General features: G+C 55.0%; 15 protein-coding genes. 4 read left to right on the forward strand and 11 right to left on the reverse strand.

Translation table 11 applies throughout. From position 1 onward, the window contains the following. Position 1: 1 nt before the first annotated feature. The 11 genes from mraY to leuO form a co-directional block, all read right to left on the reverse strand. Positions 2–1,084, reverse strand: coding sequence for a phospho-N-acetylmuramoyl-pentapeptide-transferase (gene mraY / locus AB8818_RS13560; protein ID WP_008501985.1), 1,083 nt, complete (start codon positions 1,082–1,084; stop codon positions 2–4). Next, positions 1,078–2,436, reverse strand: coding sequence for a UDP-N-acetylmuramoyl-tripeptide--D-alanyl-D-alanine ligase (gene murF / locus AB8818_RS13565; RefSeq protein WP_116342502.1), 1,359 nt, complete (start codon positions 2,434–2,436; stop codon positions 1,078–1,080). Before murF ends, mraY begins: the two co-directional genes overlap by 7 nt. After that, positions 2,433–3,920, reverse strand: coding sequence for a UDP-N-acetylmuramoyl-L-alanyl-D-glutamate--2,6-diaminopimelate ligase (gene murE, locus AB8818_RS13570; RefSeq protein WP_116342500.1), 1,488 nt, complete (start codon positions 3,918–3,920; stop codon positions 2,433–2,435). The genes murF and murE overlap by 4 nt, the downstream gene beginning before the upstream one ends. Beyond that, positions 3,907–5,673 carry a peptidoglycan glycosyltransferase FtsI gene (locus AB8818_RS13575; protein ID WP_028015504.1) on the reverse strand — a complete coding sequence of 589 codons (1,767 nt, stop codon included), beginning with the start codon at positions 5,671–5,673 and terminating at the stop codon, positions 3,907–3,909. Before AB8818_RS13575 ends, murE begins: the two co-directional genes overlap by 14 nt. A 15-nt stretch (positions 5,674–5,688) precedes the next feature. Next, the gene (gene ftsL, locus AB8818_RS13580) at positions 5,689–6,054 is read right to left on the reverse strand and encodes a cell division protein FtsL (protein WP_006173860.1); all 366 of its coding nucleotides are present in this window, start codon (positions 6,052–6,054) and stop codon (positions 5,689–5,691) included. Beyond that, positions 6,051–6,992, reverse strand: a complete 942-nt coding sequence (gene rsmH, locus AB8818_RS13585) for a 16S rRNA (cytosine(1402)-N(4))-methyltransferase RsmH (protein ID WP_028015503.1) — start codon at positions 6,990–6,992, stop codon at positions 6,051–6,053. The genes ftsL and rsmH overlap by 4 nt, the downstream gene beginning before the upstream one ends. Positions 6,993–6,994: 2 nt before the next feature. Continuing rightward, positions 6,995–7,453 carry a division/cell wall cluster transcriptional repressor MraZ gene (mraZ, locus tag AB8818_RS13590; RefSeq protein ID WP_192981995.1) on the reverse strand — a complete coding sequence of 153 codons (459 nt, stop codon included), beginning with the start codon at positions 7,451–7,453 and terminating at the stop codon, positions 6,995–6,997. A gap of 599 nt (positions 7,454–8,052) precedes the next feature. After that, a complete protein-coding gene (gene cra, locus AB8818_RS13595; protein ID WP_014168621.1) occupies positions 8,053–9,060 on the reverse strand; it encodes a catabolite repressor/activator in 1,008 nt (335 codons plus the stop codon). A 179-nt stretch (positions 9,061–9,239) separates the two neighbouring features. Then, positions 9,240–9,731: an acetolactate synthase small subunit gene (gene ilvN, locus AB8818_RS13600; RefSeq protein ID WP_045259452.1), complete on the reverse strand. Its 492-nt coding sequence runs from the start codon at positions 9,729–9,731 to the stop codon at positions 9,240–9,242. 1 nt (position 9,732) lies between these two features. Then, positions 9,733–11,457: an acetolactate synthase 3 large subunit gene (ilvI, locus tag AB8818_RS13605; RefSeq protein ID WP_192981992.1), complete on the reverse strand. Its 1,725-nt coding sequence runs from the start codon at positions 11,455–11,457 to the stop codon at positions 9,733–9,735. Between the two features lie 380 nt (positions 11,458–11,837). After that, a complete protein-coding gene (gene leuO, locus AB8818_RS13610; protein WP_316387717.1) occupies positions 11,838–12,800 on the reverse strand; it encodes a transcriptional regulator LeuO in 963 nt (320 codons plus the stop codon). Between the two features lie 590 nt (positions 12,801–13,390). Between leuO and leuL the strand changes: the two genes are divergently transcribed. The 4 genes from leuL (at position 13,391) to leuC (ending at position 17,634) form a co-directional block, all read left to right on the forward strand. Then, a complete protein-coding gene (gene leuL, locus AB8818_RS13615; RefSeq protein WP_071786497.1) occupies positions 13,391–13,477 on the forward strand; it encodes a leu operon leader peptide in 87 nt (28 codons plus the stop codon). A 91-nt stretch (positions 13,478–13,568) separates the two neighbouring features. Continuing rightward, positions 13,569–15,140 (forward strand): 2-isopropylmalate synthase, encoded by a 1,572-nt coding sequence (gene leuA, locus AB8818_RS13620; RefSeq protein WP_116342492.1) that lies wholly within the window; start codon positions 13,569–13,571, stop codon positions 15,138–15,140. Continuing rightward, the gene (gene leuB, locus AB8818_RS13625) at positions 15,140–16,231 is read left to right on the forward strand and encodes a 3-isopropylmalate dehydrogenase (RefSeq protein ID WP_163330310.1); all 1,092 of its coding nucleotides are present in this window, start codon (positions 15,140–15,142) and stop codon (positions 16,229–16,231) included. The genes leuA and leuB overlap by 1 nt, the downstream gene beginning before the upstream one ends. A gap of 2 nt (positions 16,232–16,233) precedes the next feature. Continuing rightward, positions 16,234–17,634 (forward strand): 3-isopropylmalate dehydratase large subunit, encoded by a 1,401-nt coding sequence (gene leuC, locus AB8818_RS13630; RefSeq protein WP_163330309.1) that lies wholly within the window; start codon positions 16,234–16,236, stop codon positions 17,632–17,634. Positions 17,635–17,637: the final 3 nt, after the last annotated feature.

Here is a 17,637-nt window from a genome sequence, read left to right on the forward strand (position 1 = left end):
ATTAACGTACCTTCAGCGTTGCCAGGCCAATCAGCACCAGCATCAGCGAAATAATCCAGAAGCGCACAATCACGCGCGGCTCCGGCCAGCCTTTCAGTTCATAGTGGTGGTGGATCGGCGCCATACGGAAGATGCGCTGACCGCGCAGCTTGAAGGAGCCAACCTGCAAAATCACCGACAGGGTCTCAACCACAAACACGCCGCCCATGATCACCAGCAGGAACTCCTGACGCAGCAGTACGGCGATAATGCCGAGCGCACCGCCTAAAGCCAGAGAACCGACGTCGCCCATAAAGACCTGCGCCGGGTAGGTGTTGAACCACAGGAAGCCCAGCCCCGCGCCAACAATCGCCGTACAGACGATCACCAGCTCACCCGCGTGGCGCAGATAAGGGATGTGCAGGTAGTTCGCAAAGTTCATGTTACCGGTCGCCCACGCCACCAGCGCGAAACCGGCGGCCACAAAGACGGTTGGCATAATGGCCAGGCCATCCAGACCGTCGGTCAGGTTAACGGCGTTGCCTGTGCCAACAATCACAAAGTAGGCCAGCAGGATGTAGAACAGCCCCAGTTGCGGCATCACGTCTTTAAAGAACGGCACCACCAGCTCGGTGGCAGGCGTGTCTTTCCCGGCCAGATACAGCGCGAAGGCCACGCCCAGCGCAATCACTGACATCCAGAAATACTTCCAGCGGGCGATCAGGCCCTTCGTGTCTTTGCGGACGACTTTGCGGTAATCATCCACAAACCCGATAATGCCGTAGCCCACCAGCACGGTCAGCACGCACCAGACGTACGGGTTGGACGGGTAGGCCCACAGCAGCACGGAAACAACGATCGCGGTAAGGATCATGATCCCGCCCATCGTCGGCGTACCGCGCTTGCTGAAGTGCGACTCCGGACCGTCGTTACGTACGACCTGGCCGAAAGAGAGTTTTTGCAGACGGGCAATCATGCGCGGGCCCATCCACAACGAGATGAACAGCGCAGTCAGCAGGCTGACGATGGCGCGAAACGTCAGATACGAAAAGACGTTAAAGCCAGAATAATATTTGACCAAATGTTCGGCCAGCCAAACTAACATGTCCCGTTCTCCTGTAATGCGTGCACAACCTCTTCCATGGCGGCACTACGTGAACCTTTCACTAACACTGTCACAATTTGTTTTTCTGTAATTAATGCCTTAAGGCGCTCAATTAAGGCGGCTTTATCGGCAAAATGTTCGCCAACGCCGCTGGCACGGCTAATCGCCTGGCTCAGTTTTCCTGCGCTCAGCACGCAGTCCAGCCCCGCCGCTTTTGCCGCTTCACCGACCTGGGTATGACAGGCTTCGCTTTCATCGCCCAGCTCGGCCATATCGCCAACCACCATGATGCGGTAGCCCGGCATTTCAGATAATACCTGCACCGCCGCCGTCATCGAGCCGACGTTCGCGTTGTATGAGTCATCCAGCAGCAGCTTGTTTTCCGAAAGCTGAATCGGGAACAGACGTCCCGGCACGGCTTTCAGGTTCGCCAGCCCCGCTTTGATCGCCTCATGCGACGCGCCCACCGCCGTCGATAACGCCGCTGCCGCAAGCGCATTGGCGATGTTATGGCGTCCCGGCAGCGGCAGCAGCACGTCTACGCCGCCCGTCGGAGTGGTGAGGGTGAACTCCGTACCGTGCGACGTCACATGGATATTGGTCGCGGTAAAGTCACTGTTGGCCGCATTCGGCGAGAAGCGCCAGGTTTTACGCGAACCAATGATGCTTTGCCAGTTCAGCCAGTCGTTGTTATCGGCGTTAAGAATGGCAATACCGTCATCCGGCAGGCCGGTGTAAATCTCACCTTTCGCTTTCGCCACGCCTTCCAGCGAGCCGAAGCCTTCAAGATGCGCCGCCGCCAGGTTATTCACCAGCGCCGCTTCCGGGCGAGTCAGGCTTACGGTCCAGGCGATTTCGCCCTGGTGGTTTGCCCCTAACTCAATCACCGCAAATTCATGTTCTTTAGTCAGGCGAAGTAATGTCATCGGCACGCCGATGTCATTATTGAGGTTGCCCGCGGTATAGAGCGTATTGCCGCACTGGCTGAGGATCGCCGCCGTCATCTCTTTCACCGACGTTTTGCCTGATGACCCGGTCAGTGCGACAACGCGAGCAGGCACCTGCTGACGCACCCAGGCGGCCAGCTCGCCGAACGCGAGACGCGTATCGTTCACCACAATCTGCGGCAGATCGATATCGAGCCTGCGGCTGACGAGCAGCGCACCGGCGCCGTTCTCTTTGGCCTGTTCTGCAAAATCATGCGCGTCAAAACGCTCGCCTTTCAGCGCCACAAACAGACAGCCCGCAGTAATTTTGCGGGTGTCCGTCGTCACGGCATCGATGGTCAGGTCTTGCCCGTGCAGGTCGCCCTGCAGGATGGCAGCGGCCTGACGTAACGTGATGCTAATCATGCCACTACTCCCAGCAGGCGTGCTGCCGTTACGCGGTCCGAGTAGTCCAGACGGCGATTGCCAACAATCTGATAATCTTCATGCCCTTTGCCCGCCAGCAGAACAACATCATTCTGCTGCGCCTGCATAATGGTGTTGGTCACGGCTTCCGCACGGCCTTCCACCACGCGGGCACGACCGGCGTCCAGCATTCCCGCCAGAATGTCGTTGATGATGGCGCGCGGCTCTTCGGTACGCGGGTTGTCATCGGTCACAACCGGAATATCCGCGAACTGCTCGGCAATAGCCCCCATCAGCGGGCGTTTGCCTTTATCGCGATCGCCGCCGCAGCCAAACACGCACCAGAGCTTACCGGTGCAGTGCAGGCGCGCTGCTTCCAGTGCTTTTTCCAGCGCGTCCGGGGTGTGGGCATAATCAACCACTACGGTCGGTTTACCCGGCGCGCTGAACACTTCCATACGGCCGCAGACCGGCTGCAAACGCGTTGACGTTTCCAGCAGCTCCGCCATCGGATAACCCAGCGCCAGCAACGTCGCCAGCGCCAGCAGCAGATTGCTGACGTTAAACGCCCCCATCAGGCGGCTTTCAATTTCACCTTCCCCCCAGGAAGAGGCAAAGCGGATCGTCGCGCCGCTGTCGTGATAGTTAACGTCAACGGCCTTCAGCCAGCGGCCGTGGCAGTTCGGATTGATATGGTCTTCCATCGACACCGCAACCGCGTCCGGCAGCTTCGCAAGCCAGCGGCGGCCCACTTCGTCATCGGCGTTGATGATAGCCTGGCCGTAATGGTGAGTAGAGAACAGCAGCCATTTCGCGGCTTCGTAGTGCTCCATATCACCATGGTAATCAAGGTGATCGCGGCTCAGGTTCGTGAACACTGAAGCAGCAAATTTCAGCGCCGCAACGCGGTGCTGAACCAGACCGTGCGAAGAGACTTCCATCGCGGCAAAGGTTGCCCCCTGACCTGCCAGACCGGCAAGCACATGCTGTACGTCAACCGCCGAGCCGGTGGTGTTTTCCGTCGGGCTCACTTTGCCCAGCAGGCCGTTGCCTACGGTGCCCATCACGGCCCCCGTTTCACCCAGCAGCTGAGCCCACTGCGCCATCAGCTGTGTGGTGGTGGTTTTTCCGTTCGTGCCCGTCACGCCAACCAGACGCAGCTGGTCGGAAGGTTCGTGATAAAAACGTCCTGCCAGTGCAGAGAGACGCTCATTCAACTGGCTGAGATAGACAACCGGCACCCCGTGAATTTCACGGATCTCACCGTCGGTTGCCTCGTCTTTGGCCTCAGCAATAATGGCAGCAACACCTTGCGCAATCGCCTGCGGGATATAACGACGCCCGTCCGCCTGATGACCGACCACCGCCACAAAAAGATCGCCAGAAGCAGCCACGCGGCTGTCCAGTACCATCTCTCGTAGTGCTCGCGCAGGTAGCATAGGCACCCACGGAGCGAGAAGGTCGCGCAAATTACGATCTGCCACCTGTACCCTCGCCTTGATTAATTACAAATTCACTTTTTTCACCCGTCGCCAGCGCATCCGGTTCAACGTTCATGGTGCGTAACACGCCGCCCATGATGGCGCCAAACACAGGCGCAGAAACGGCGCCGCCGTAGTATTTACCCGCCTGTGGATCGTTAATGACGACCACAAGCGCAAAACGCGGATTGCTTGCAGGCGCAACGCCTGCGGTATAGGCAATGTATTTGTTGATGTAGCGACCGTCTGGCCCCACCTTTTTCGCCGTACCGGTTTTAATGGCGATGCGGTAGCCTTTAATGGCCGCCTTCACGCCGCCGCCACCCGGCAGCGCCACGCTTTCCATCATGTGCACAACGGTACGAACGATGGATTCCGGGAAGATACGCTCGCCCGGAACCGGTGGATCAACTTTGGTGATGGACAGCGGGCGATAGACGCCATAGCTGCCAATCGTTGCGTAGACTCGCGCTAACTGTAACGGGGTTACCATTAGCCCGTAGCCGAAAGAGAAGGTGGCCCTCTCTATGTCAGACCACCGTTGTTTTTGAGGATATAAGCCACTGCGTTCTCCGACCAACCCCAAATTGGTCGCCTTTCCCAGTCCAAAACGTGAGTAAGTCTCTACTAACGCTGAGGACGGCATCGCTAACGCCAGCTTTGAAACACCGACGTTACTCGACTTCTGTAATACCCCGGTCAGGGTCAATTCGCTGTAGCGCGCCACGTCTTTAATCTCGTGGCCGTTAATACGGTAAGGGATCGTGTTCAGGACCGTGTTTTCATTGACGATACCGCGCTGAAGCGCCGTCATCACCACCATCGGTTTCACCGTGGACCCGGGTTCGAACACGTCAGTAATCGCCCGGTTACGCATCGCATCTTTTGCGGTGCCGGTAAAGTTGTTCGGGTTGTAGGACGGACTGTTGGCCATGGCCAGCACTTCGCCAGTGCTGACATCCACCAGCACGGCGCTGCCTGACTCGGCCTTGTTAAACGCCACAGCGTTGTTGAGCTCGCGGTAGACCAGCGCCTGCAGGCGCTCGTCAATACTCAGGGCCAGGTTATGCGCCGCCTGGCTGTCCGTAGAGGAGATATCTTCGATGACGCGCCCGTAGCGGTCCTTACGCACAATTCGCTCGCCCGGCTGGCCGGTGAGCCACTTATCGAAACTTTTTTCAACGCCCTCAATCCCCTGGCTGTCGACGTTGGTGAAGCCAATGAGGTGAGCGGTTACTTCACCGGACGGATAGTAACGACGGGATTCTTCGCGCAGATGAATGCCCGGCAGCTTCAGTTTTCGAATGTAGTCCGCCATGTCAGGGTTAACCTGGCGCGCCAGATAGATAAAACGCCCTTTCGGGTTCGCGTTGACGCGGGAGGCAAGCTGATCCAGCGGCATTTTGAGCGCATCTGACAGCGCTTTCCAGCGGTTATCAAGCGTGATGCCACCGGCATCGTGCAGCTCTTTCGGGTCGGCCCAGATCGCTTTCACCGGCACGCTCACCGCCAGCGGGCGGCCTGAACGGTCGGTTATCATTCCGCGAGAAGTCGACACTTCCTGAACGCGAAGGGAGCGCATATCCCCCTGGCGTACCAGCATGTCAGGGGCGATGATTTGCAGCCACGCCACGCGCCCCAGCAGGAAACCCAGCGCCAGTAAAATGCAGCCGCAAAGCAACGCAAAACGCCAACTGATAAAGTTGGCCTGTTCTTCCTGACGTTTTGGTTTTAGCGTTTTTGCCGCTGCTTTCATGCGTCGCGTTTTCCCTTATTTTTGTACTACGATATTTTCCTGGGAAGGATCAACATGCTGCAGTTGCAGCTTTTCCGTTGCGATCCGTTCAACCCGGCTGTGATCGCCGAGCGCGTTTTCTTCAAGGATCAGATTTCGCCATTCAATATCCAGCGCATCGCGTTCCAGCACCAGCTGCTCGCGCTGCGCAGTCAATAAACGTGTATGGTGAGCCGTGGTCACCACCGTAACTGCCGTAACAATGATGCAAATGAACAGGCAGAGTGGCAGCTTCCCAAACCGCAAAAGATCGTCGCCGATCACGCCAGGCAAAGCATGGCGCTCGTTGCTTCCTAACGATCCCTTAACTTTGCTTAGGGTCTCTGTCACTCTGCCGATCATGCGTTCGTCCTCTCTGCAACTCGCAGCACTGAACTACGGGCGCGTGGATTCTCTGCCACCTCTTCTTCGCCCGGCATCAACTTGCCTAATGCTCGCAACTGACGGCCACCCAGCTTCCTGAGTTGTTCTTCCGTCATCGGCAGCCCCGCTGGCACTTGTGGACCGCGGCTCTGTTCACGCATGAAGCGTTTCACAATGCGGTCTTCCAGCGAATGGAAGCTGATGATGGATAACCGCCCACCCGGGGCCAGCACGTCGAGCGAGCTTTTTAGCGCCAGCTCTATTTCCTCCAGTTCACTGTTTACCCAGATGCGAACCGCCTGGAAGGTACGGGTCGCGGGATGTTTGTGCTTATCCTTCACCGGCGTCGCCGCCGCGATCACTTCGGCCAGCTCTTTGGTGCGGGTCATTGGCTCAACGCGGTTGCGCTCAACGATGGCGCGCGCAATGCGCTTGCCAAAACGTTCTTCGCCAAAGGTTTTGATCACCCAGGCAATATCCGCTTCGTCAGCGGTCTGCAGCCATTCGGCGGCAGACTGGCCACGCGTCGGGTCCATACGCATGTCCAGCGGACCGTCGCGCATAAAGGAGAAGCCGCGTTCTGCATCATCAAGTTGGGGTGAAGAGACGCCAAGATCGAGAAGAATCCCGTCGATCTTGCCCGTAAGATCGCGCTCAGCAACGTAATCCGCGAGCGCAGAGAAAGGTCCATGCACGATGGAAAAGCGTGGGTCATTGATGGTCTGTGCAACGGCAATCGCCTGCGGATCGCGATCGATTGCCAGCAGGCGCCCTTCCTCTCCAAGCTGGGAGAGGATCAAACGCGAGTGACCACCGCGACCAAACGTGCCATCAATGTAGATGCCATCCGGACGAATGTTCAGGCCGTTCACGGCCTCGTCCAGCAGCACCGTTTTGTGTTTATAATTTTCCATCATATTTATAGAGACAAGTCCTGCAGCCGTTCCGATAAAGTTGCGGAATCAGACTGCTCAGCGTCGATATCTTCCTTGACCTGTTGATACCAGGCCGTTTCGTCCCACAGTTCAAACTTGTTGAACTGTCCGACCAGCATCACTTCTTTGGTCAGACCGGCATGTTGCCGCAGCACGGGCGCAATCAGTAATCGCCCGGCGCTATCCATCTGACACTCACTGGCATGTCCCAATAACAGCCGCTGCACGCGGCGCTCTTGCGGGTTCATGCTCGACAGTCGCGACAGCTTTTGCTCAATAATTTCCCATTCAGGTAAGGGGTAAAGCAGCAGGCAGGGGGAGTTGATGTCAATGGTGCAAACCATTTGACCCGAAGCGTTCTCAATCAGCTGGTCGCGATATCGGGTTGGGACCGATAAACGCCCTTTGCTGTCGAGATTGACTAACGTAGCTCCACGGAACATGCCAGTCTCACCCCTCCTCACCACTTTAACCCACAAATTCCCACCTAAAGGAGTTTACGGAGCGAGGGAAAAGCTTGTCAAGCCAGGACTCTCCCTATAAGGACCCGAAAGGCCGCTATTTACAGAGATAAACAGACCTGGCTAATAACTGCACAACTGGCGAGGCAAAATTAACGTTATGAATATTTGTAAGAAAAAAACCGAATATGCACACTAGCGTTAAGGCTCACTCAATATCATCGCAGATAAATATAAAGTGTCAGTTTGCGACGCGGGCAGCATTTTATGACAGATTCTCTGGGGATAACAGCGCCAGATTCACGCAAGCGGTCGGTGAAGGCGGCGGCTGCGTTGCTGGCCGGTCAAGGGGGAAGGGAAAACGGCTGAATATTCATCGACCGAAGAGGGTTTGTAACAAAATAATACAAAGAGAGGCTTTTAAAATGGCTTCGTGATTCTTTAAGGACCATTTAAAACGACAAAATGAATTAGGAAAAATAGTAGATTATGATCTCTCAAGAATTATCCTAATTTCATTGCGGGAATTAACTCGGCAAATTATTTCAGTAAAAAGGGGCGGTTTTCGCCGCCCCGTCATTTCATTTATGGCGGCTCAAAATTCCGCGATGATAGAGATTACGTTTGATACGCGTCAGACCCGGCTTCGGTTTTCGCGGCTCATCCAGGCTCGCCAGAACAATCTCCAGAACGCGTTCAGCTACATCGCGGTGACGCTGAGCCACTGCCAGCACCGGGCACTGAAGGAAATCGAGAAGCTCGTTATCCCCAAACGTGGCGATCGCCAGGTCGGAGGGAAGCTTGCCTTCACGACGTAAGGTGACATCCATCACCCCCTGCAGAAGAGCAAACGACGTGGTGAACAGCGCCTGGGGCATCGGGTGCGTCTCCAGCCATTTTTCGAACAACTGCGCAGCGGCTTCGCGTTCATAGCTGTTGGCATAGAGATAGTGGACTTCACGCGGATCGTCTTTCCAGGCGGTTCTGAACCCCTGCTCACGCAGGAAGCTCACGGAAAGCTCAGGCAGCGCGCCAAGATACAGCACCGTTTCAGCGGGGAAAGTTCTCAGCTCAGCGGCCAGCATTTCCGCGTCATCCTGATCGGCACCCACTACGCTTGTGAAATGCTCACGATCGAGTGCGCGGTCCAGCGCAACGATGGGGAAAGGATCGTTCGCCCAGCGCTGGTAGAACGGATGCTCCGGCGGTAAGGAGGTCGAGACGATGATGGCATCAACCTGACGCTGGAGCAGATGCTCAATGCAGCGCATCTCGTTATCGGGCTGGTCTTCAGAACAGGCGATCAGCAACTGGTAACCGCGCTGACGAGCCTGACGTTCAAGATAGTTGGCGATACGGGTATAGCTGGTGTTTTCCAGATCCGGGATCACCAGACCAATAGAGCGGGTGCGCCCGGCGCGCAGGCCGGCAGCGACAGCATTCGGATGGTAGTTATGCTCACGAACCACCGCCATAACTTTTTCAACGGTCTTATCGCTGACACGGTACTGCTTTGCTTTGCCGTTAATCACATAGCTGGCCGTTGTTCGTGACACGCCGGCTAGCCGGGCGATTTCATCCAGTTTCACAATTGCCCCTTAAAAAAAGAAAAGAGTCCATGGCCCTGTCAAGGTTATGGTTAAATCTTTTAACATCTAAACGCAGAAAAGCCTTCGCGGCAACCGCTTTTATCTGCGTTGTCGGCTGATTACGCAAAAAAAAGCCCGGCTTTGGTGACCGGGCTGAAAGAGGCGAACCTTTTTAACAACTACCGCATGATTTTCTCGCCGCGTGACAGACCAACGATCCCCGATCTCGCCACCTCAACAATTTTTGCTACATCCCGCACGGACGCCAGGAAAGCGTCCAGCTTGTCACTGGTTCCGACCAGCTGAACCGTATAAAGAGAAGGCGTGACGTCGATAATCTGCCCGCGGAAGATATCCGCATTGCGTTTGACCTCTTCCCGCCCGTAACCGCTGGCCTGAATTTTTACCAGCATGACCTCACGCTCAACGTAAGCGCCCTGCCCCAGCTCGCTCACGCGCAGCACGTCGACCAGCTTATGCAGCTGTTTCTCGATCTGCTCAATCACCTTGGCGTCGCCAACGGTCTGAATCGTCATACGCGACAGCGTCGGATCGTCCGTTGGCGCTACGGTCAGGCTTTCAATGTTATAGCCGCGCTGCGCAAAAAGCCCAATGACGCGCGACAGTGCGCCAGACTCGTTTTCCAGTAATACCGATAATATCCGGCGCATATCAGGTTCTCTCCGTTTTGCTTAACCACATCTCATCCATACCGCCGCCGCGAATATGCATCGGATAAACGTGCTCGGTCCCATCAACGATGACATCCATAAAGACAAGGCGGTTGTTTTTAACGTGCTCAAGCGCTTCTGCGAGCTTCGTTTCCAGTTCAGCCGGGTCGGTCACCCGCATCCCCACATGACCGTAAGCTTCAGCAAGACGAACAAAATCTGGCAGCGATTCCATGTACGACTGAGAGTGGCGGCCTGAGTAGATCATATCCTGCCACTGCTTCACCATGCCGAGATAGCCGTTGTTGAGGTTGAGTACCAGCACCGGCAGCTCATATTGCAGCGCGGTGGAGAGCTCCTGAATGTTCATCTGGATACTGCCGTCACCGGTCACGCAGACAACGGTTTCATTTGGCAGCGCCAGCTTAACGCCCAGCGCGGCAGGCAGGCCAAAGCCCATCGTGCCTAAACCACCCGAGTTGATCCAGTGACGCGGTTTATCAAACGGATAATAGAGGGCGGCAAACATTTGATGCTGGCCCACGTCAGAGGTTACATATGCATCGCCTTTCGTCAGTCGCCAGACCGCTTCGATGACCGCCTGCGGCTTAATATGCTCGCTTTGGGTGTCATATTTCAGACACTGCCGCGCGCGCCACTGCTCAATTTGCTGCCACCAGTCGCGGATCTCATCCAGCGGCTGAGCTGTGTTCTCCAGGGCCAGCAGATCCAACATTTGTTCAAGGACCTGACGAGCGTCGCCGACGATAGGTACATCAGCCGACACCGTTTTTGAAATTGAGGTTGGATCAATATCAATGTGCAGCACGGTGGCATTCGGGCAGTACTTCGCCAGGTTGTTGGTAGTACGATCGTCAAAACGCACGCCGACGGCAAAGATCACGTCAGAATGATGCATTGTCATGTTGGCTTCATAGGTACCGTGCATCCCTAACATGCCGAGCGCCTGACGGTGGGTGGCGGGAAATGCTCCGAGCCCCATCAGCGATGACGCAACAGGAAGATTGAGCTTTTCAACCAGTTCACGAAGCTGTGTCTCACACGCTGAATTGACAGCCCCGCCACCGACATAGACCACCGGTTTTTTAGCAGCCAGCAGCGTTTGCAGCGCACGTTTGATCTGACCTTTGTGGCCCTGCGTTGTTGGGTTGTAAGAGCGCATGCTCACCGATTCCGGCCAGACATAAGGCAGCTTGTTTGCCGGGTTCAGGATATCTTTAGGGAGATCGACCACCACCGGCCCCGGGCGCCCGCTTGCCGCCAGCCAGAACGCCTTCTTCAGCACGCCAGGAATGTCTTCGGTTTGCTTTACCAGGAAGCTGTGCTTCACAACGGGACGCGAAATCCCGACCATGTCGCACTCCTGAAACGCGTCATAGCCAATCAGTGATGTCGCGACCTGTCCGGAAAGGATCACCAGCGGAATAGAGTCCATGTACGCGGTCGCAATGCCGGTAATGGCGTTTGTCGCACCAGGCCCCGACGTGACCAGGACCACGCCCACTTCACCCGTCGCACGCGCCAGGCCATCGGCCATGTGCACCGCCGCCTGCTCATGGCGTACCAGCACATGGTCAATGCCCCCTACCGTATGCAGCGCATCATAAATATCAAGAACCGCACCGCCAGGATAGCCGAACACTTGCTTTACGCCCTGATCGATCAGCGACCGGACGACCATTTCCGCGCCAGACAACATCTCCATGCTTTGCCTCCAGGCATTTTGTTATAGACGGACCGCCGAATTCATTTCCGCACCGTCTTGCGATCGGGATGAACCCGTCTTCTATTTTGCAGAGTGATACTTACCTTAACCGCTCGTTATGAGGCAGGCAATTCGCAAACCAGGAGAGAGAAGAGGCCGCGAAAGCAGAAAAAACAGACATTGTCAGAGGATATGGTTAATTCATCTGAAATTAGAGGGCGAGATGATAAATCATCGCTGAAAAGCGCGGCGATCCAGAAAATCATCTATTTTTACAGGCCTGGCAGCCACCAGACAAAATACACAACAGAACAAAATATCAATAAATGAAATAAAACCAAGATAAATTACATGCAGAGATGCAATTTATCCTGACTCGATTATCGACGGCAGATGCTAATAAGTAGCTCTTCCATCCACTGATGTCCTTTATCCCGTCCAGCGGCTTCATGCCAGGAGAGATAGCAGGTACGGCTATTTAGCTTGAGTGGCAGGGGCAGAATTTGCAGATTTAATGCGCCAGAGAACTCTTCTGCCAGCCAGCGTGGCGCAATTGCCACCAGCTGCGTCTGGGAAACGACGTTTAATACACTGACCATGGCCATCCCCTGATAAGCCACGCTCGCCTGTTTCTCCGCAGTGTCGTACCACGGCAGGCTAAAGGAGGCATATCTGTCGAGCGCGACAACGGCATGCTGTTCGCTATAAACGTCACTTTCACGTAGCGGAGCATTCAGTCGTGGATGTTTTTTGCTGGCAACCAGCACCATTTCATCTTTAAACAGCGGTACGCAGGAAAATTCAGGTCGGCGGAATTCTTCATACCCCAGGACAAATTCGGTTTCCTGGTAACGTAACTGGTGTTCAGTGTTTTGATTTAAGGACGATTTAAAGACAAGATTAATATTAGGTGCGATCTCTTCAACTTTATTATAAATAATTGATGTCAGATAATTATCTAATGGGCTGCAGACGCAGAGATGGAATACTCTCTCACTGCTTAAGGGTTCAAAGCCCGAGCCTGGCAGCTCATTTTGAACCAGTTGCAGCGCCTGGCGGATGGAGCCGAAAAGCTGGAAAGCCCGCGCTGTCGGCTGGATCCCTCTGCCATAACGAACGAATAATTCGTCGTTGAACATCACTTTAAGCCTGGCAACCGCGTTGCTTACCGCAGGTTGTGACATTCCCAACGCTTGTGCCGCCCGGGTGATATTCTGCTCCTGCATGACGGCATCAAACACCGTCAATAGATTAAGATCCACCGTGCGCAACTGCGGTTTAATCCCATCAGTAACCTGTGGTTGTTTAATATTATTTTCTGGCACTTCTGACTCCACTGTCACGCTACACTCCCTTCGCCAACGCACTGTAATAATTTCAGAAAATATGATTTACCATGCAAATACGACCAGCGAAAGAAAATTGTTTAAAAATCGGAATATATAAAGATCACGTAATAACGTTAAAATAAAAATAGACGCAAAAGATATGTTTAACTTTAGTGCTGGAATGAAACCATAAACCGAATCAATATACAACAACCATCCAGTTAAGGATGACTTAAGTATAATTAAACTGTTATCGCTGTTGCTCAGTACTAAGTTAATAATCTGTTATCACCTTTCATTTCAGTGAAGTCAAAACACACTTACCAGAATGATAAACAAGTGATATTAAAGAATTTTTAAAAGGACACCTACATAACAAAACGATCGCCTGAAAAATACCTATTAATTTTATTTGTTTCTGCAAATGTTTTTTAAGTCCAAATTTAGACAATTTGTAAAGCCAGACAAGAAAAATCCAGCACAATAAGCTAAAGCACACATCCTCCCTGCTCGACCTTCCGGGGCCGTTTTTACCATCAGGGGTTGACATGCACAGTCGTATCCAGTACCACTAAAAGCATATTGAATTTAACGGAGCACGATTCATGACACGCACCATTCGTTTCACCGGTCTACTACTACTAAACGCATCCACTGTGCGCGGTAGACTGGCGGGCGAAATTCAGCGTTGAATCGTCACCAGTAAGACTAAAAACCCGCGCCACTGCGCGGGTTTTTTTATGCTCGTAGCAAGGCGCCCTAAGACTGACAAGGACCTAACCCATGAGCCAGCAAGTCATTATTTTCGATACAACTTTACGTGACGGTGAACAGGCATTACAGGCAAGCCTGAGTGTAAAAGAGAAACTGCAGATTGCGCTGGCTCTCGAACGTATGGGCGTCGACGTGATGGAGGTCGGCTTCCCGGTCTCGTCTCCGGGTGATTTCGAATCCGTCCAGACTATCGCCCGCACCATTAAAAACAGCCGCGTGTGCGGTCTGGCGCGCTGCGTAGAGAAAGACATCGACGTTGCTGCTGAGTCGCTGAAAGTGGCCGAAGCCTTCCGTATTCACACCTTTATTGCCACCTCCCCCATGCATATCGCAACCAAGTTGCGCAGCACGCTGGATGAGGTCATTGAACGCGCGGTATATATGGTTAAGCGCGCACGCAACTACACCGATGACGTTGAATTCTCCTGTGAAGATGCGGGCCGTACGCCAATCGAAGACCTGGCGCGCGTAGTGGAAGCCGCCATCAACGCGGGCGCGAAAACCATCAACATCCCGGACACCGTCGGCTACACCATGCCGTTTGAGTTCTCCAACATCATCACCGGCCTGTATGAGCGCGTACCGAATATTGATAAAGCGATCATCTCAGTGCATACCCATGATGATTTGGGCCTGGCCGTAGGCAATGCCATCGCCGCGGTGCACGCCGGCGCGCGTCAGGTAGAAGGCGCGATGAACGGTATCGGCGAGCGCGCGGGCAACTGTTCGCTGGAAGAAGTGATTATGGCAATCAAGGTGCGCAAAGACATCATGGACGTGCACACCCGCATCAATCACAACGAAATCTGGCGCACCAGCCAGACCGTCAGCCAGATTTGCAACATGCCGATTCCGGCCAACAAAGCGATTGTCGGCACCGGCGCCTTCGCGCACTCCTCCGGTATTCACCAGGACGGCGTGCTGAAGAACCGTGAAAACTACGAAATCATGACTCCGGAATCCATCGGCCTGAACCAGGTGCAGCTGAACCTGACCTCTCGCTCTGGCCGCGCGGCGGTTAAGCACCGTATGGAAGAGATGGGTTATCAGGACAGCGATTACAACATGGATCAGCTGTACGACGCGTTCCTGAAGCTGGCCGACAAGAAAGGCCAGGTGTTCGATTACGACCTGGAAGCGCTGGCCTTCATCAACAAGCAGCAGGAAGAGCCAGAGCACTTCCGTCTGGATTACTTCAATGTGCAGTCCGGCTCCAGCGACATCGCCACCGCCTCGGTCAAACTGGCCTGCGGTGATGAAATTAAAGCGGAAGCGGCAAACGGCAACGGCCCTGTCGACGCTATCTATCAGGCGATCAACCGTGTCACCGAGTACGACGTTGAGTTAGTGAAGTATGACCTGACGGCGAAAGGACATGGTAAAGATGCGCTGGGTCAGGTGGATATCGTCGTCAACTACAACGGCCGCCGTTTCCACGGTGTGGGCCTGGCGACGGATATTGTCGAATCCTCCGCGAAAGCGATGGTGCATGTCCTGAACAACATCTGGCGCGCCGCTGAAGTCGAAAAAGAGTTGCAACGCAAAGCTCAGAATAAAGAGAACAACAAGGAAACCGTGTAATGTCGAAGAATTACCATATTGCTGTGTTGCCGGGTGACGGTATTGGCCCGGAAGTAATGGCACAGGCGCTGAAAGTACTGGAAGCCGTTCGCACGCGTTTTGCGATGAAAATTACTACCAGCCACTACGACGTGGGCGGTATTGCGATTGATAATCACGGAACGCCATTGCCGAAAGCCACCGTTGAAGGCTGCGAAAATGCCGATGCCGTGCTGTTTGGCTCCGTCGGTGGCCCAAAATGGGAACATCTCCCGCCGGCAGAGCAACCAGAGCGCGGCGCGCTGCTGCCGCTGCGTAAACATTTTAAGCTGTTCAGCAACCTGCGTCCGGCGAAGCTGTATCAGGGGCTGGAAGAGTTCTGCCCGCTGCGCGCGGACATCGCGGCCAACGGATTCGACATTCTCTGCGTGCGCGAGCTGACGGGTGGGATCTACTTTGGTCAGCCAAAAGGTCGCGAAGGCAGCGGCCAGCATGAGAAAGCGTTTGATACCGAGGTGTATCACCGTTTCGAAATTGAACGTATCGCCCATATCGCGTTTGAGTCAGCACGTAAGCGCCGCCATAAGGTGACCTCCATTGATAAAGCGAACGTGCTGCAGTCGTCCATTTTGTGGCGCGAGATCGTCAGTGAAGTCGCTAAGCAGTACCCGGACGTTGAGCTGTCGCACATGTACATCGACAACGCAACGATGCAGCTGATTAAGGATCCGTCCCAGTTTGACGTGCTGCTCTGCTCCAACCTGTTCGGCGATATCTTGTCTGACGAGTGCGCGATGATCACCGGTTCTATGGGCATGCTGCCATCCGCCAGCCTGAATGAAGAAGGCTTTGGACTGTACGAGCCGGCGGGCGGCTCCGCACCGGATATCGCCGGCAAAAACATTGCTAATCCGATTGCGCAGATCCTCTCCCTGGCCCTGCTGCTGCGCTATAGCCTCGATGCAGGCGACGCAGCAACCGCAATTGAAAACGCCATTAACCGGGCGTTAGAAGAAGGCGTCCGTACCGGTGACTTAGCGCGCGGCACGGCAGCAGTCAGTACCGATGAAATGGGCGACATTATTGCCCGCTATGTCGCTGAAGGGGTGTAATCATGGCTAAGACGTTATATGAAAAGTTGTTTGATGCGCACGTTGTTTACGAGGCACCAAACGAAACCCCGCTGCTGTACATTGACCGTCATCTGGTACACGAAGTGACCTCTCCGCAGGCATTTGACGGCCTGCGCGCGCACAAGCGCCCGGTACGTCAGCCGGGTAAAACCTTCGCGACTATGGATCACAACGTCTCCACCCAGACCAAAGACATTAATGCCTCGGGTGAGATGGCGCGTATCCAGATGCAGGAGCTGATCAAGAACTGCAACGAGTTTGGCGTTGAGCTGTATGACCTGAACCATCCGTATCAGGGCATCGTCCACGTGATGGGGCCTGAGCAGGGTATTACCCTGCCGGGCATGACCATTGTCTGCGGCGACTCCCATACCGCAACCCACGGCGCGTTTGGCGCGCTGGCCTTCGGGATCGGCACGTCTGAAGTGGAACACGTTCTGGCGACCCAGACCCTGAAGCAGGGCCGCGCCAAAACCATGAAAATTGAAGTAAAGGGTAAAGCCGCGCCGGGCATTACCGCGAAGGACATCGTGCTGGCCATCATCGGTAAAACCGGCAGCGCGGGCGGTACCGGCCACGTTGTGGAATTTTGCGGCGACGCGATTCAGGCGCTAAGCATGGAAGGTCGTATGACCCTGTGCAACATGGCTATTGAGATGGGCGCAAAAGCTGGCCTGGTCGCGCCGGACGAAACCACCTTCAACTATGTGAAAGGCCGTCTGCATGCGCCGAAGGGTCAGGATTTTGACGACGCGGTGGCGTACTGGAAAACCCTGAAAACCGACGACGGCGCGACCTTCGATACCGTTGTCACGCTGCAGGCGGAAGAGATTGCCCCTCAGGTGACCTGGGGCACCAATCCGGGCCAGGTGATTTCCGTCAACGACAGCATCCCGGACCCGGCGTCCTTCGCCGATCCGGTCGAGCGCGCCAGTGCGGAAAAAGCGCTGGCCTATATGGGACTGAAGCCAGGCGTACCGTTGACCGATGTCGCCATTGATAAAGTCTTTATCGGTTCCTGCACCAACTCACGTATCGAGGATTTACGCGCGGCGGCAGAGATTGCCAAAGGCCGTAAAGTGGCGCCGGGCGTGCAGGCGCTGGTGGTTCCAGGCTCCGGTCCGGTGAAAGCCCAGGCGGAAGCGGAAGGTCTGGATAAGATCTTCATCGAAGCAGGCTTCGAGTGGCGCCTGCCGGGCTGCTCAATGTGTCTGGCGATGAACAACGACCGCCTGAATCCGGGCGAGCGCTGCGCCTCTACCAGCAACCGTAACTTTGAAGGCCGTCAGGGCCGCGGTGGACGCACCCATCTGGTCAGCCCGGCAATGGCCGCCGCCGCGGCAGTTACCGGCCATTTCGCCGATATTCGCAGCCTGAAATAAGGA

Origin of the sequence: Enterobacter sp. KB-280D8 (genome assembly GCF_041399405.1) — a bacterium.
Lineage (GTDB): Bacteria > Pseudomonadota > Gammaproteobacteria > Enterobacterales > Enterobacteriaceae > Enterobacter > Enterobacter cloacae_N.

Bases quoted from the DNA above. Each gene is read 5' to 3' on its own strand.
- leuC (WP_163330309.1), top strand. From the start codon at position 16,234: ATGGCTAAGACGTTATATGAAAAGTTGTTTGATGCGCACGTTGTTTAC.
- AB8818_RS13575 (WP_028015504.1), bottom strand. From the start codon at position 5,673: ATGAAAGCAGCGGCAAAAACGCTAAAACCAAAACGTCAGGAAGAACAG.
- ilvN (WP_045259452.1), bottom strand. From the start codon at position 9,731: ATGCGCCGGATATTATCGGTATTACTGGAAAACGAGTCTGGCGCACTG.
- murF (WP_116342502.1), bottom strand. From the start codon at position 2,436: ATGATTAGCATCACGTTACGTCAGGCCGCTGCCATCCTGCAGGGCGAC.
- leuA (WP_116342492.1), top strand. From the start codon at position 13,569: ATGAGCCAGCAAGTCATTATTTTCGATACAACTTTACGTGACGGTGAA.
- leuB (WP_163330310.1), top strand. From the start codon at position 15,140: ATGTCGAAGAATTACCATATTGCTGTGTTGCCGGGTGACGGTATTGGC.
- ftsL (WP_006173860.1), bottom strand. From the start codon at position 6,054: ATGATCGGCAGAGTGACAGAGACCCTAAGCAAAGTTAAGGGATCGTTA.
- mraY (WP_008501985.1), bottom strand. From the start codon at position 1,084: ATGTTAGTTTGGCTGGCCGAACATTTGGTCAAATATTATTCTGGCTTT.
- ilvI (WP_192981992.1), bottom strand. From the start codon at position 11,457: ATGGAGATGTTGTCTGGCGCGGAAATGGTCGTCCGGTCGCTGATCGAT.
- leuL (WP_071786497.1), top strand. From the start codon at position 13,391: ATGACACGCACCATTCGTTTCACCGGTCTACTACTACTAAACGCATCC.
- mraZ (WP_192981995.1), bottom strand. From the start codon at position 7,453: ATGTTCCGTGGAGCTACGTTAGTCAATCTCGACAGCAAAGGGCGTTTA.
- rsmH (WP_028015503.1), bottom strand. From the start codon at position 6,992: ATGATGGAAAATTATAAACACAAAACGGTGCTGCTGGACGAGGCCGTG.